Source organism: Xanthomonas sp. NCPPB 3442, from assembly GCF_056725145.1.
This window is the reverse complement of the sequence record NZ_CM161514.1, coordinates 1,716,818-1,730,118: the sequence shown is the minus strand read 5'-3', so window position 1 is coordinate 1,730,118 and position 13,301 is coordinate 1,716,818. Positions and strand designations below refer to the sequence as shown.

The 13,301-nt window shown below is 64.6% G+C and carries 14 protein-coding genes; 11 read left to right on the top strand and 3 right to left on the bottom strand.

Annotation, left to right across the window (positions count from 1 at the left end):
- Positions 1 to 21: 21 nt before the first annotated feature.
- The 7 genes from AC1POX_RS07350 to AC1POX_RS07320 all read left to right on the top strand — a co-directional run bounded on the left by AC1POX_RS07350 (position 22) and on the right by AC1POX_RS07320 (position 6,429).
- Entirely contained in the window at positions 22 to 708 is a 687-nt protein-coding gene (locus AC1POX_RS07350; RefSeq protein WP_071118572.1) for a Fe2+-dependent dioxygenase, read from the top strand.
- The gene (locus AC1POX_RS07345) at positions 701 to 1,459 is read left to right on the top strand and encodes a tetratricopeptide repeat protein (protein WP_209261260.1); all 759 of its coding nucleotides are present in this window, start codon (positions 701 to 703) and stop codon (positions 1,457 to 1,459) included. The genes AC1POX_RS07350 and AC1POX_RS07345 overlap by 8 nt, the downstream gene beginning before the upstream one ends.
- A 7-nt stretch (positions 1,460 to 1,466) precedes the next feature.
- The gene (locus AC1POX_RS07340) at positions 1,467 to 2,108 is read left to right on the top strand and encodes a PepSY-associated TM helix domain-containing protein (RefSeq protein WP_136732789.1); all 642 of its coding nucleotides are present in this window, start codon (positions 1,467 to 1,469) and stop codon (positions 2,106 to 2,108) included.
- 21 nt (positions 2,109 to 2,129) lie between these two features.
- Positions 2,130 to 2,645: a DUF2271 domain-containing protein gene (locus tag AC1POX_RS07335; protein WP_218502148.1), complete on the top strand. Its 516-nt coding sequence runs from the start codon at positions 2,130 to 2,132 to the stop codon at positions 2,643 to 2,645.
- Positions 2,646 to 2,826: 181 nt separating this feature from the next.
- Entirely contained in the window at positions 2,827 to 3,630 is an 804-nt protein-coding gene (locus AC1POX_RS07330) for a DUF4198 domain-containing protein (protein ID WP_071118570.1), read from the top strand.
- Positions 3,631 to 3,697: 67 nt separating this feature from the next.
- Positions 3,698 to 4,672, top strand: coding sequence for an FAD:protein FMN transferase (locus AC1POX_RS07325; RefSeq protein ID WP_005913324.1), 975 nt, complete (start codon positions 3,698 to 3,700; stop codon positions 4,670 to 4,672).
- Positions 4,669 to 6,429: a flavodoxin domain-containing protein gene (locus AC1POX_RS07320; RefSeq protein ID WP_372356911.1), complete on the top strand. Its 1,761-nt coding sequence runs from the start codon at positions 4,669 to 4,671 to the stop codon at positions 6,427 to 6,429. The genes AC1POX_RS07325 and AC1POX_RS07320 overlap by 4 nt, the downstream gene beginning before the upstream one ends.
- 170 nt (positions 6,430 to 6,599) lie before the next feature.
- Here AC1POX_RS07320 and xopAW read toward each other — a convergent pair whose 3' ends face one another.
- The 3 genes from xopAW to AC1POX_RS07305 form a co-directional block, all read right to left on the bottom strand.
- Positions 6,600 to 7,265, bottom strand: coding sequence for an EF-hand domain-containing protein (gene xopAW / locus AC1POX_RS07315; RefSeq protein WP_008572619.1), 666 nt, complete (start codon positions 7,263 to 7,265; stop codon positions 6,600 to 6,602).
- Positions 7,266 to 7,419: 154 nt separating this feature from the next.
- Positions 7,420 to 8,265 carry a HutD/Ves family protein gene (locus AC1POX_RS07310; protein ID WP_005913329.1) on the bottom strand — a complete coding sequence of 282 codons (846 nt, stop codon included), beginning with the start codon at positions 8,263 to 8,265 and terminating at the stop codon, positions 7,420 to 7,422.
- A gap of 427 nt (positions 8,266 to 8,692) precedes the next feature.
- Positions 8,693 to 9,067 carry a ComEA family DNA-binding protein gene (locus AC1POX_RS07305; protein WP_008572623.1) on the bottom strand — a complete coding sequence of 125 codons (375 nt, stop codon included), beginning with the start codon at positions 9,065 to 9,067 and terminating at the stop codon, positions 8,693 to 8,695.
- A 157-nt stretch (positions 9,068 to 9,224) separates the two neighbouring features.
- On the opposite strand from AC1POX_RS07305, the gene AC1POX_RS07300 reads away from it, so the two are divergent.
- The 4 genes from AC1POX_RS07300 to murU all read left to right on the top strand — a co-directional run bounded on the left by AC1POX_RS07300 (position 9,225) and on the right by murU (position 13,285).
- Complete coding sequence (locus tag AC1POX_RS07300; RefSeq protein WP_372356910.1) at positions 9,225 to 10,718, top strand: M20 family metallopeptidase; 1,494 nt, start codon at positions 9,225 to 9,227, stop codon at positions 10,716 to 10,718.
- 507 nt (positions 10,719 to 11,225) lie between these two features.
- Positions 11,226 to 11,498, top strand: a complete 273-nt coding sequence (locus AC1POX_RS07295) for a GlsB/YeaQ/YmgE family stress response membrane protein (RefSeq protein ID WP_005913344.1) — start codon at positions 11,226 to 11,228, stop codon at positions 11,496 to 11,498.
- Between the two features lie 57 nt (positions 11,499 to 11,555).
- Positions 11,556 to 12,575: an aminoglycoside phosphotransferase family protein gene (locus tag AC1POX_RS07290; RefSeq protein ID WP_011348134.1), complete on the top strand. Its 1,020-nt coding sequence runs from the start codon at positions 11,556 to 11,558 to the stop codon at positions 12,573 to 12,575.
- Complete coding sequence (gene murU / locus AC1POX_RS07285) at positions 12,572 to 13,285, top strand: N-acetylmuramate alpha-1-phosphate uridylyltransferase MurU (protein WP_031423594.1); 714 nt, start codon at positions 12,572 to 12,574, stop codon at positions 13,283 to 13,285. Before AC1POX_RS07290 ends, murU begins: the two co-directional genes overlap by 4 nt.
- The last annotated feature ends 16 nt before the right edge of the window (positions 13,286 to 13,301 follow it).

The following is a 13,301-nucleotide window of genomic DNA, read 5'->3' as shown; positions in this document are numbered from 1 at the left end:
GGGCGACGTGGAGACCACCGCATGTTGCTGCCCATTCCCGATGTGCTCAGCCCCGCGCAGCTCAGCCAGCTGCGCGCGCAGCTGGACGTGGCCGACTGGGCAGACGGCCGCATCACCGCAGGCCACCAGTCGGCACAGGCCAAGGACAACGCACAGTTGCCCGAAGACAGCGCCATCGCGCGGGAGGCCAGCGCGCTGGTGCTGGAGGCACTGGCGCGCAGCAGCACGTTCTTTTCCGCGGTGCTGCCGCGCAGGATCTATCCGCCGCTGTTCAATCGCTACAGCGGCGGGCAGTCGTTCGGCTATCACGTCGATAACGCAGTGCGCTACGACCGCAGTCGCGGCGGCGCAGATCCCGTGCGCACCGATGTCTCCGCTACCTTGTTTCTCAGCGACCCGGACAGCTACGACGGCGGCGAGTTGGTCATCGAAGACACCTACGGCACGCAGTCGGTCAAGCTGCCGGCCGGGCATCTGGTGATCTATCCGGGCACGAGTCTGCACAGGGTCATGCCGGTCACGCGTGGGGCGCGCGTGGCGTGCTTTTTCTGGACACAAAGCATGCTGCGTGACGCTGCGCAGCGCCGCCTGTTGTTCGAACTGGATGTCTCGATCCGCCGCCTCACCCAGGACACGCCCGGGCATCCCTCATTGATCCAGCTCACCGGCGTGTATCACAACCTGTTGCGGCAATGGGCCGATGTCTGAGCCGGCGCTGGACATCACGCAGCTGAGCGCATTGCTGCGCACGCAGCCGGAACAGGCACGTGCGCTCTTGCACAAAGCCGCTGCGAACCATGACGTAAGTGCACAAGTACTGCTCGCGCAGATGTACGCCGAAGGACGCGGCATTGCCGCAGATCCGGCTGCAGCGATGCTGTGGTACGAAGTGGCCGCCAACGCAGGGTGTGCGGAGGCGATGAACCAGCTGGGCCGCTGCCATGAGCTCGGGTTCGGCACGGCCAGCAACGATGTGCTGGCCGTGCTGTGGTATCGCCACGCCGCCGAACAGGGCCTGGTCTGGGGCATGTACAACCTGGCGCACATGTACGCCTCCGGGCGCGGCGTGGCGCAGGACCACACGCAGGCATTGGCGCTGTACCGCCGCGCGGCCGAAGCCGGTCATGCCAAGTCGATGAACTTCCTGGCGCGCTATCTCGACCAGGGCCTGGCCTGCGCTGCAGATCCCCTGGCCGCATGCGTGTGGTACCGGCGCTCTGCCGAAGCGGGCGATTTCCGCGGTCAGGCCAGCTACGCCACCCTGCTTGCCGACAGCGGCGAGTTCGATGACGCAGAACAGTGGATGCGCCGCGCCATCGCAGGTGGCCACGCCGGTTTTCTGCAACAGCTCGCCCCGCTGCTGGCCGGCGCGCGCCATCCGCGCCTGCGCGCCTTGCTGCACGAGGTGGCTGCACGGCAGCGGCAGTTGCAGCCTCGCGTTTCTGACGCTATGGCCTGAGCGCAGCATGTCCAGCTCAGACCACGCTCACCTCGCCAGCGCGCAGCAACGTCGCGGTTTCTGGCTGCGCATGCTGCATCAGTGGCACTGGATCAGCTCGGCGCTGTGCCTGATCGGCATGCTGCTGTTTACGGTCACCGGGCTGACCTTGAATCACGCCGCGCGCATCGAAGCCAGCCCATCGACCGAGCAACGCACGCTGACGCTGCCGCCTGCCCTGCTGCACACGCTGGGCAAGCGGCAGGACGGCAATGCACCGCTGCCGCCCCGTGTGGCGCAATGGTTAGGGCGCCAGCTCGACATCAGCATCGGCGCGCGCAATGGAGAATGGTCGGCCGACGAGGTGTATGTCGCACTGCCCCGCCCAGGCGGCGACGCGTGGCTGAGCCTGGACCGTACGACGGGTGCAATCGAATACGAGCGCACATCGCGGGGCTGGGTGGCCTATCTCAACGATCTGCATAAAGGCCGCAACGCCGGGCCGGCCTGGGGCTGGTTTATCGATGTCTTTGCGATCGCCTGCCTGGTGTTCTGCATCACCGGCCTGTTTCTTCTTCACCTGCATGCACGGCAGCGGCACATGACCTGGCCGCTGGTCGGCCTGGGCCTGCTGATTCCGCTGTTGCTTGCCCTGCTGTTGGTCCACTGAATCCTTCTACCGGAGACGATCATGCGCGCCACATTGACCATCGCCCTGAGCGGCCTGCTCGCCGTGCCGGCATATGCGGCCACGCTCGACATCAACGTCGAAATCCCCAAGCTCAACGTCGCCGAATACCACCGCCCGTATGTCGCGATCTGGCTGGAAGGCGCAGATCAGAAGGTCGCCGCCAATCTGGCGGTCTGGTATCAATACAGGGACACCGCCGAAGGCCACGGCACCAAATGGCTGCCGGATCTGCGCCAGTGGTGGCGCAAGAGCGGACGCACCCTGAGCGTGCCGGTCGACGGCGTCACCGGCCCCACCCGGCCGGCCGGCGCGCATGCGCTGTCGTTCTCCGACACCAAGGGTGCATTGAAGTCGCTGCCGGCTGGGCAATACACGCTGGTGGTGGAAGCCGCACGCGAAGTTGGCGGCCGCGAGCTGGTCAAGGTGCCTTTCACCTGGCCGGCGACCTCCGCGCAGACAGCCAAAGCCAGCGGCAGCAGCGAGCTCGGTGCGATCAGCCTGGTTGCAAAGCCCTGAACGCTGCGCTGGCGTTGGCGGTGCTCTCCAGCACGTCGCTGTTTCCGCAGGTCACACCTGCCGCATGGCGGCAAGGCGTGTTGCTTCACACCCGGCGCTTTCCACGCATGCAGACAGCGCTGCAGTCTCGCGCTGATTCCACGTGCGTCCCATCGTTGTCATCGTCTTTCAAGGAGTCGTCATGAAACGCTCGCTCGTCCTGATTAGCCTGCTTGCCAGCCTGCCACTCAGCGCACTTGCTCATAAGGCCTGGTTGCTGCCGTCGCAGACCGTCATCGCTGGCGATGCGCCGTGGATCACCGTGGATGCTGCAGTGTCCAACGATCTGTTCTACTTCAACCACGTGCCGCTGCGACTGGATAACCTGAGCATCACCGCCCCCGATGGCAGTGCGCTCACGCCGGAGAACCCGGCGATCGGCAAGTACCGCAGCGTGTTCGACCTGCAGCTCACCCAGCCCGGCACCTACAAGCTGGCCATCGTCAATGCAGGCCTGTTCGCCAGCTGGAAGGAAGACGGCAAGCCCAAGCGCTGGCGTGGCGACGAAACCCGCTTCGCCACCGAGGTGCCGAAGAACGCGCAGGATTTACAGGTCTCGCAGTCCTTCAATCGGGTGGAGACCTTCGTCACCCGCGGTGCGCCGACCACCACGGTCTTCAAGCCCGCCGGCAAGGGCATCGAGTTGATTCCGGTGACCCATCCCAACGATCTGGTTGCCGGCGAACCCGCGCAGTTCACCCTGCAGCTGGACGGCAAACCGGCCGCCGGGCTGGAGATCGACATCGTGCGCGGCGGCACCCGTTACCGGAATGCGCAAAACGAGATCAAGCTCAAGACCGATGCCAAGGGTGGCTTCAGCGTGACCTGGCCGGAAGCCGGCATGTATTGGCTGGAAACCACCAGCGAAGACACAACGACCTCGCTGCCGCAGGCCAAGCAACGTCGCCTGGGCTATGTCGCCACGCTGGAAGTGCTGCCGCAGTAATCTGCCGGCACGCGGCAGGAGCGCACGCAACGTGCATCCTGCCGCCCCATCTTCATAAGACCCGTCCATGCCCGCATCGTCTTCCGCCGACCACGCCATTGCCACGCTCGGCGGCCGCAGCATGGGCACCACCTGGAGCGTGAAGCTGGTGGCACCGCGCGGACGCGATCTGCACCCCTTGCATGCGTGCATCCAGGCCGCGCTGGATCGCGTGGTCGCGCAGATGAGTACCTGGGAGGTCGATTCGGATATCAGCCGTTACAACCGCGCACCGGCGGGCAGCTGGCATCACCTACCCGACGAATTCCACGCAGTGCTGAGCGCAGCATTGGAGATCGCACAGGCCAGCGAGGGTGCCTTCGACCCCACCGTCGGTCCGATGGTCGAGCTGTGGGGCTTCGGCGCCGCCGGCGCGCGCCGGCGTGTGCCGGAAGCGCAGGCGATCGCATTGGCGAGCCTGCGTTGCGGCTGGCAACGCCTGCAGCTGGATGGCAAGCGTGTGCTGCAGCCAGGCGCAGTGGCACTGGATCTGTCCGGCATCGCCAAGGGCTTCGGTGTGGACTGTGTGCATCGCGCATTGCTGCAGTCGGGTATCGACAGTGCATTGATCGAGGTCGGCGGCGAATTGTTCGGCTACGGACGCAAGCCCGATACCAGCGTGTGGCGCGTGCTGGTCGAATCCGCCCCCGACGAAGACGCCGGCAGCGCACTACCACCACGCGTGCTGGCGCTGGACGGCCTGGCGGTCGCCACCTCCGGCGATCGCTGGCACCGCTTCGATGCCGACGGCACACGCTATACGCACACCTTCGACCCACGCACCGGCGCGCCCGTTCCGCATGCCCCTGCGGCGGTCACCGTACTCGCGCCCGATGCGATGCAGGCCGATGCCTGGGCCACCGCGATGACCGTGCTTGGCGTCGATGCCGGTCTTGCCCATGCACGCAAGGCGGAACTGGCCGTGCGATTCCTGGCACGCAAAGACGGCATCCTGCTCGAATCCATGAGCCCGGCATTCGAACGCCACCTGTCCGCGTCATGAGCAGCGCCACCTCACGCGTGTGGCTGGGCAACGGGCTGGTTCTGCTGGCGCTTGCGGTCATCGTCGGCTGGCTGGCCGGCCTGCATGAGGGCGCATGGTGGAGCCCACCCACGCCGCATCGTTGGCAACTGGCCACACTCGGCCTGGCGCTGTATCTGGGCCTGTGTGCGGTCGTGCTGCTGCGTGCCCGCAAGCGCGTCGGCGCACAACGCGCAGACGCCAGCGGCGTGTTGATCGTCTGGGCAAGCCAGACCGGTTTCGCGCGTGAGCTGGCGCAACGCAGCGTTGCCGCGCTGCAATCGGCTGGCGTCGGCGCGCATGCGCTGCCGATCGAAGCCGTCGATAGCGATCAACTCGCACGCGTGCCGCGGCTGCTGTGCATCGTCAGCACCACCGGCGAAGGCGATGCGCCCGACCATGCGCAGGCCGCCGAGCGCGCCTGGCGTGCCGACCACGCGCAGGATCTGACGGCGGTGCAGTACGCAGTGCTGGCGCTTGGCGACCGTGGTTACGCGCACTACTGCGCGTTCGGCCGACGCCTCGACGGTCGCCTGCAGGCGCGCGGCGCCACTCGCCTGTTCGAACGCATCGAGGTCGATAACGCTGACCCGAACGCCCTGCAGCACTGGCAACGCCGTCTGGCGGAACTGGCGCCCGCAATGGCGACGCAACCCGACTGGAGCCTGCCCACCTACACCACCTGGCAGCTACGCGAACGTGTCCACGTCAATCCCGGCAGTGTGGGTGCGCCGATTTACCGACTGCGCCTGACGCCATGCGATGGCGCGTTGCCGCAGTGGAGCGCAGGCGATATCGCGGAGATCGCACCGCGTCACACCCCGGATGCGGTCGAGTCCTGGCTGCGGCGTAACCACTACGATGGCGCGCAGCAGATCGACGGCCGCCCCCTGCGCGACTGGCTCGGCGGCGCGCAACTTCCCGTCGATACCGATGCCGCTCTCGGTATCGATGTGGATGCCGGTGCCAGCCTCAGAGCTAGTGCTAGTACTAGGGCTGGCGCCGATGCCGATGCCGAAGTCAGAATCGACCCAACTACGGGCACAGGTAAAGGCACTGATACAGCTACGGGAACAGCCACAGGCACAACTTCACCACTGGACGCAGATGCGTTGGTGCGCAGTTTGGTCACCCTGCCCCATCGCGACTATTCGCTTGCCTCCATCCCCGAGGAAGGCCATGCCGAACTGCTGGTGCGCGAGCATCGGCACGCCGACGGCAGCCTGGGGCTGGGTAGCGGCTGGCTCTGCGTCCATGCACAGATAGGCGCGCCCATCGCGCTGCGCTTGCGCAGCAACCCCGGCTTCCACCCGCCCGCACCCGACCAGCCGATGCTGCTGATCGGCAACGGCACCGGCATCGCCGGTCTGCGCGCGCATCTACGTGCACGCATCGCAGCCGGCGCGCGGCGCAACTGGCTGCTGTTCGGCGAACGCAATGCCGCGCACGACGCGCTGTATGCCGACGAGTTGCAGCAGTGGCACCAGGACGGCTGGATCGAACGCCTGGAGCTTGTCTACTCGCGCGATCAACCGCAGCCACCGCATTACGTCCAACACGCACTTGCCGCAGCCGCCGACCGCCTGCGTCATTGGATCGATCAAGATGCCTGTATCTACGTCTGCGGCAGCCTGCGCGGCATGGCACCCGAACTCGACCGCACGTTGGATTGCATCCTCGGAGCCGATGTCAGCCAGGAACTGCTGGGCAGCGGGCGCTATCGCCGCGACGTGTACTGAACCACCGCACGCGGCACCGCCAAAAGCGCTCAACAAAGCGATTACGCAGATACCCGCAGCGCGTCTGCTGCTGAAATCCGCAACATCCCTGCTTGCGGTGGCTGCGCGCTAGACGCACCGGCTGATCCAGGACCGCGCTCCGGCTTCCCCATTCTCTCTCGATCACCGCATTACGCTGCCAGATCGACCAGATTGCTCGTTGTCGCGCTGCCGCCAATGCTGCGGTACTGCCCCACGGCCATCTGCATCAACGCTGCATAGGCCTGCTGTGTGCCGTCGCTGCTGGATGCATCGGCCGATGACGGCGGTCGCGGCGGCGGATCGCGTGGCTGCATCGCTTCCTGCAGTTCCTGCAGACTCAGCGCCCCGCTCTTGTCGCTGTCGAGCAGGTCCAGCAGCTGCGTGCTCGACGCACTGTCGCCATTGACCAGCGTGCTCAATTCACCGCTGCTGACACTGTCGTCGCCATCGCTGTCCAGGCCGGCAAACAACGACTGCACATCCTGTCCTTGCTCACCCGGCGGTGGCGGAGGCGGCGGCAAGGCCTGCGCCAGTTCGCTCTCGCTGACGGTGCCGCCACCATCCTGATCGAGCATGCTCAGCAGCCCGTCGATGTCGATCTTGCTGTCGTCATTGCTATTGGACGACAGCGCGGTCGACAGCTCGGACGCGGTCAGGCTGCCATCGCTGTCACTATCGATGGATTTGAACAACTGCGTCAGCGGATTGGTTTTTTCCGCCTGTGCGGCGGATGCGGCGTTGCCGGTGGTCGCACTGCGGCTTGCATAGGACGTGTAGGCGGCGTAGCCGGCTCCGACCGAGCTGATGGTACTCATTGGTTTCCCCCTGGAATTGCCGGAACCACTCGCGGCGCCTGCACTGTTCCCTAGCCAGGTGGCACAGCGATGCCGTCGCTTGTCTGCGTTGACACGAATGCATCCGGGCGCGTGCCAGGAGGCGCGCCCTGCTCGCAGATACGTGAAGAAGGCCCTAGACCGGACTCACCCGAATCGCCAGCAATTCGCCGCCACCGTCGAGTACGTAACGGGTGCGCGTCGCTGCACTCAACCACGCGGTATCGCCAGCCGCCAACGGCGGCAAACCGCTGTCGCGCCCGAAACTGGCCTGGCCGGCAAGCAGATGAATCGCCCAGGCGCTACCTGGGTCGGCAAAGAACAACATGGTGCCGACCAGAGGACGATGCAGCAGCTCGGTCTGCAGCACATCGCGCCGCCACATCAGGTTGAAATCCTGGGTAGGACCGTCCAGCAGCACTGCCTCAACCGCCTCTTCGCCGGCAAATCGCACGCGTTGATAGGGCGGTACTAAGTCCACCCATCGCCTGCTGCCCGAAGCATTTGCAGCAAGGCGCTCACCAGCGCTCAACGATCCATCGACAGCAGCATGCTCGCCAACACTCTCTGCGCCACTCGCGTCTGAACCAACACCCTTCCAGGCACCCGCAGCGGTTTCGGTTTCGGCTCCGGCATTCTCGGCGCTGACGGTCACACGAGCGCTGGCAATGTCACTAGCACCGGTATGGATATGGGTTTCGGCTTTGGGTTTGGCTTTGGTTGCGGCTTGGACATCAGTATCGCCACCGCCGAACGTCAAACGCATGCCATGACCCCGAAGCAGCACCAACTCACGATCGATGCCCGGGAATGCCGAGAACGCGGCATCCTGCTCGATTTCGGCAATCGACAGCCGCAATGCCCATTGCGCTGTATCGCCCACACGCAGGATCTCCCGCGTCCAACCCAACTGATTGCGCCACCGCTCACGGCGGTACTCGTGGGCCGGAATCACCCGGCTGCTCAGGTCTGTCAGCTGCATCGGCGCATTGTGCCTCAAGCTCACGCCCCGAGATCAGGCTGTATCTTGCCGCTTCGTCTGTCTTTATCGGCAAGACGCATAGCCAGTGACCTGAACATCAAGCGGCGGGCTGACGCCACGACCCATCGCAAGGCGGGCTCTACCAATACTTGGTACGCATGAGTCACTCGAACACTTGGAGGCTTTGAAGCAGTCCACTCTGCCTGAAGACTGCCCACCAAGTTTTGCTGTCCACTTCAAAACACCTTGGCGATGCGCGATCCCAAGATCTTCACAGGCCAAAACGAAAAACGCCCGGCTGCACATCCAAGTGCAACACCGGGCGATTCCACGTCCTTGTCGGCTTCCAGCCATCCCCCAGACATCCTGTCCAGTTAGGTTGCGGCCACGCATCCTCGCGTCGAACCGTATCTCGGATCCCTTCCCCTTAACGCCGTCCCACCGGTTTCACCGCCGCCCCCTTGGCAGCCTTCTTGGCTGGAGCCATCGTGGCTCCAACTTCGATCAGGTCGCGATTCCGTTCGACCGTCTTGAGTCCGATGCCCTTGACCAGTGCCAGTTCCTCGGCACTTTTGAAGGGACCGTTTGCCTGACGGTGCTCGACGATTGCCTCGGCTTTTGATCGCCCGACATTCATCAGCACCTTGTCCAATTCCTCAGCAGACGCGGTGTTGATATCGACCTTGTCGAGCGCATACGCATTCGAGGACAACAACAACGCCAGTAGCAGGGACTTCAGGACTACGGTAAATGACTTCATTGCAACGCTCCTTGTGGCTTGGGTGATGGTCCTAGCCAGCATTCCTGCCGGCGGAGCCAGTGTCCCGCGCCACATGCAGCAATCCTATCGCCAACGAACTTTTCACACAGCCGGTGAACTGCGCGCCGCCTTGTAGGGAAATACCTACCCCCCGAGGCGGGCGTAGAATGTGCGGCTACGTCACGCATTCGGAGCCTCCATGGACAGCGCCAAGATCGACCAATTCATCAGCGACACCTGGGACCGCGAGATCGTCCCGCAACTGGTCGATTACATCCGTATTCCCAACAAGTCGCCGATGTTCGATGCCGATTGGGTGGCCCACGGCTACATGGAGCAGGCGGTCGTGTTGATGGAGACCTGGGCGCGTGCGCAGGCCATCGACGGCATGCAAGTCGAGGTGGTGCGCCTGGAAGGCCGCACACCATTGATCTTCATCGAGATTCCGGCCACCGGCCCCGAATCGGGCGAGGACACCGTGCTGCTGTACGGTCATCTGGATAAGCAGCCGGAGATGACCGGCTGGGACCCGGACCTGGGCCCCTGGGAGCCGGTGTTGCGCGACGACAAGTTGTACGGGCGTGGTGGCGCCGACGACGGCTATGCCATCTTCGGGTCGCTGGCCGCGATTCTGGCACTGCGCAACCAGGGCCTGCCGCATGCGCGCTGCGTGGTGTTGATCGAGGCCTGCGAGGAATCGGGCAGCTACGATCTACCGGCCTATGTAGACCATCTGGCCGAGCGCATCGGCAAGCCGTCGCTGGTGGTGTGCCTGGACTCGGGCTGCGGCAATTACGAACAGCTGTGGTGCACGACTTCGTTGCGCGGGCTGACCGGCGGCAACCTGACGGTCAAGGTGCTGGAAGAAGGCGTGCACTCGGGCGATGCTTCGGGCGTGGTGCCGTCCAGCTTCCGCCTGCTGCGCCAGCTTCTGTCCCGCATCGAAGACGAAACCACCGGCCGCATCCTGCTCGATGGCCTGCATGTGGAGGTGCCCGCCGAGCGGCTGACCCAAGCGAAGGCCGCCGCTGCCACATTGGATACCGCGATTTTCGACAAGTTCCCGATGGTCGATGGCCTGGTGCCGATGCACGAGGACCTCACCGAATTGGTGTTGAACCGCACCTGGCGCCCGGCGCTGTCGATCACCGGTGTGGATGGCATGCCGCCGCTGGCGTCGGCCGGCAACGTGCTGCGTCCGCAGACCGCGGTGAAACTGTCGCTGCGACTGCCGCCAACGGCCGATGGCAAGGCCTGCGGCGAGTTGCTCAAGGCCGCGCTACTGCGCGACCCGCCCAATGGTGCGCAGGTGACGCTAGAGCTGGAAAAGGCCTCGTCCGGCTGGAATGCACCGGCGATGGCACCATGGCTGGAGAAGGCGATCAACGACGCCAGCCAGGCTTTTTTCGACAAGCCGGCGATGTACATGGGCGAAGGCGGCTCGATCCCGTTCATGGGCATGCTTGGCGAGAAGTTTCCCGGCGCGCAGTTCATGATCACCGGCGTGCTCGGCCCGCATTCCAATGCGCATGGCCCCAACGAGTTCCTGCACATCCCGATGGGCAAGCGCGTGACTGCCTGCGTCTCGAAGGTGATTGCCGACCATCACGCCGCCTGCCTGCGCGGCGAAACCAGCGGCTCGCCGGTGGCGGCCGATAGCGGCACCCGTCATGGTGGGCATGGTTGCTGTTGAGTTGTGGCTTCATCGATGCGTGCGGTTGGCGCGCATCGATTTCGTGAAAGGTGGGGCTGCGCTTTAAGTGGGGATGAGCGGGTGCGCCGTGGTCGTCGGGCTGACCCGCTTTGGCGCTCAGGCTTGCTGGCGCAACCTGGCCGCCGGGCTCCACGTACTGCCTGGACCGCATCCTTACCCGATCCCCTCTGCCGCTGGCAGAGGGGAGATCGGTTGCTCTTCTTCGGGACGTGCCTGGCGCGCATTGCCCAGCGCAGAACTGGCGTTCTTTGCACACCCAAGTCGGCAAGGGTTCCCGCAGGGGTTTGTTTATCGAAAGAAGACTTCTTTGCGCGGGAAGACAACTTCCCGGGAGTCACTGCCCGAACCATGAGCGCTTGGTAGCAGGAGCCGATGACCATGTCATGCTGAAGGCAGTGCATCGGCCCGCGCGCTCCAATGCTCGCTGCGTGAGGCAGCGACATCCGAAATGCTAGTCTGCCGATCCCGTCCACCTTCGGTGCTGCGATGAATCATCTGTTTGGTAGCGACAGCTGGCTCTACATTCTGCTGGTCGGTTTTGTGGTTGGGCTGCTGGCGCGTTTCATTACGCCGGGTACCCAACGTCTGGGCTGCCTGCTGACGATCGTGCTGGGCATTGCCGGTGCCGTGGTCGCCAGCTGGTTTGGCCGCTACATGGGGTGGTACCGCGCGGGCGAGCCGGCCGGTTTCCTTGGCGCGCTGCTCGGCGCGATTGCCATCCTGGCGTTGTTGCGGTTGTTCAGTGGCAGCAAGCGCTGAGCGTTTCAACGCGTCTCTTCCGCGTCTATCCATCACTCCACTACGCCTTCTCTCTTCATGACGTCACTTCATCCGGATCCTGCGCGCGACGCGCTTCGCCTGCATTGGGCACAACAAGCGCTCGACGATCCACACGCTTCGCTGCAGCGCGCATCGGTCGATGCGGGGTTTCGCAGCTACTGGCGCACGCGCGGGCGTGGCGTGGATCGCATCTTGATGGATGCGCCGCCACAGCTGGAAAACGTGGCGCCCTGGCTGCGCATGCATGCACTTCTGGGCGCCCATGGGGTACGCGTGCCTCAGGTGCTTGCGCAGGATCTGGAAACGGGCTTTTTACTGCTAGAGGATCTGGGCGTTCCGACGCTGGCACAGGTGCTCACCGACGCCAACGCCGACGACTTGCTGGATGGCGCGATTGCCCAGCTGCTGCTGCTGCAAAGAATTCCCCCACCTGCCGATAGTGGCGTGTTTGGCGAGGCGCTGCTCCAACGCGATGCCGGCTTGTTCGAAGAATGGTTTTTAGGCCGCCACCTGGGCGTGCAGCTGGACTGCGCCCATGCCGAGCAGTTGCAATTGGTGCAGCGCCGTCTGATGGACAACGCGCTGGCCCAGCCGCGCGTGTTCACCCACCGCGATTTCATGCCGCGCAATCTGATGCCGGTGCCCGATGGCCCGGCGGTGCTGGACTTCCAGGATTGCGTGATCGGCCCGATTGCCTACGACCCGATCAGCCTGTTCAAGGACACTTCGGTGAGCTGGCCGATCGCTCGCGTAGACAGCTGGCTGCAGCACTATCACGCACGTGCCGCAACGGCTGGATTACCGGTACCGCCGTTGGCGCAGTTCCTGCGCGATGCGGACTGGATGGGCGTGCAGCGCCACCTGAAAAACCTGGGGATTTTCTCGCGCCTGAGTCATCGCGATGGCAAGCATTGGTATCTGGACAATGTGCCGCGTTTCATGGCGTATCTGGACGAAGTGCTGCCGCGCTACGCCGAGCTTGCGCCGTTAATCGGCCTGCTTGACGAGGTGATCAAGCCCGCGCTGGCTGCGCGTGCCCAGCAGGCCACGGCATGAAGGCGCTGATCTTTGCGGCAGGATTCGGCGAGCGCATGCGCCCGCTGACAGAGCACACGCCCAAGCCACTGCTGTCCGTCGGTGGTGCGCCGTTGATCGTGTGGCATCTGCGCAAGTTGGCGGCGCTGGGCGTGGACGAGGCGGTGATCAATACCTCGTGGCTGGCCGAGCAGTTTCCGCAGCTGTTGGGAGACGGCAGCGCCTACGGTCTACGGCTGACCTATTCCTACGAAGGGACCACGCCACTGGAAACCGGCGGCGGCATGTTGCATGCGCTGCCGCTGTTAGGCGATGCGCCCTTTTTGCTGATCAACGGCGACATCTGGACGGATTTCGATTTTTCCCGTTTGCCGCAGGCACCCGCAGGACTTGCACAGCTGGTACTGGTCGACCGCCCCAGCTACGCAGCGCGCGCCGACTTCGCGCTGGATGCGGATGGCAAGGTGCGCGCAGATCTGCCCGCGACGCTCACCTATTCCGGCATTGGCATGTATCGACCAGCGCTGCTGCGCGATTGGCAATCGGTCATTGGCCAGTTGCCGGAACAGACTGGTACTGCGCCGCGCTTTGCGCTGGCGCCGATCTTGCGCGCAAAGATGGCGGAGGGCCTGATCGATGGCATCCACCACCCCGGACGCTGGACCGATGTCGGCACGCCGCAGCGGCTGGCCGCGCTGCAGGGGGAACTAGCGGGACCGGAGAAAAGCTGACGCGCCAGGGCGTGGG

Excerpts from the sequence above, each read along its gene's own strand:
- AC1POX_RS07350 (WP_071118572.1), top strand. The coding sequence starts at position 22 with ATGTTGCTGCCCATTCCCGATGTGCTCAGCCCCGCGCAGCTCAGCCAG.
- AC1POX_RS07345 (WP_209261260.1), top strand. The coding sequence starts at position 701 with ATGTCTGAGCCGGCGCTGGACATCACGCAGCTGAGCGCATTGCTGCGC.
- AC1POX_RS07340 (WP_136732789.1), top strand. The coding sequence starts at position 1,467 with ATGTCCAGCTCAGACCACGCTCACCTCGCCAGCGCGCAGCAACGTCGC.
- AC1POX_RS07335 (WP_218502148.1), top strand. The coding sequence starts at position 2,130 with ATGCGCGCCACATTGACCATCGCCCTGAGCGGCCTGCTCGCCGTGCCG.
- AC1POX_RS07330 (WP_071118570.1), top strand. The coding sequence starts at position 2,827 with ATGAAACGCTCGCTCGTCCTGATTAGCCTGCTTGCCAGCCTGCCACTC.
- AC1POX_RS07325 (WP_005913324.1), top strand. The coding sequence starts at position 3,698 with ATGCCCGCATCGTCTTCCGCCGACCACGCCATTGCCACGCTCGGCGGC.
- AC1POX_RS07320 (WP_372356911.1), top strand. The coding sequence starts at position 4,669 with ATGAGCAGCGCCACCTCACGCGTGTGGCTGGGCAACGGGCTGGTTCTG.
- xopAW (WP_008572619.1), bottom strand. The coding sequence starts at position 7,265 with ATGAGTACCATCAGCTCGGTCGGAGCCGGCTACGCCGCCTACACGTCC.
- AC1POX_RS07310 (WP_005913329.1), bottom strand. The coding sequence starts at position 8,265 with ATGCAGCTGACAGACCTGAGCAGCCGGGTGATTCCGGCCCACGAGTAC.
- AC1POX_RS07305 (WP_008572623.1), bottom strand. The coding sequence starts at position 9,067 with ATGCTGGCTAGGACCATCACCCAAGCCACAAGGAGCGTTGCAATGAAG.
- AC1POX_RS07300 (WP_372356910.1), top strand. The coding sequence starts at position 9,225 with ATGGACAGCGCCAAGATCGACCAATTCATCAGCGACACCTGGGACCGC.
- AC1POX_RS07295 (WP_005913344.1), top strand. The coding sequence starts at position 11,226 with ATGAATCATCTGTTTGGTAGCGACAGCTGGCTCTACATTCTGCTGGTC.
- AC1POX_RS07290 (WP_011348134.1), top strand. The coding sequence starts at position 11,556 with ATGACGTCACTTCATCCGGATCCTGCGCGCGACGCGCTTCGCCTGCAT.
- murU (WP_031423594.1), top strand. The coding sequence starts at position 12,572 with ATGAAGGCGCTGATCTTTGCGGCAGGATTCGGCGAGCGCATGCGCCCG.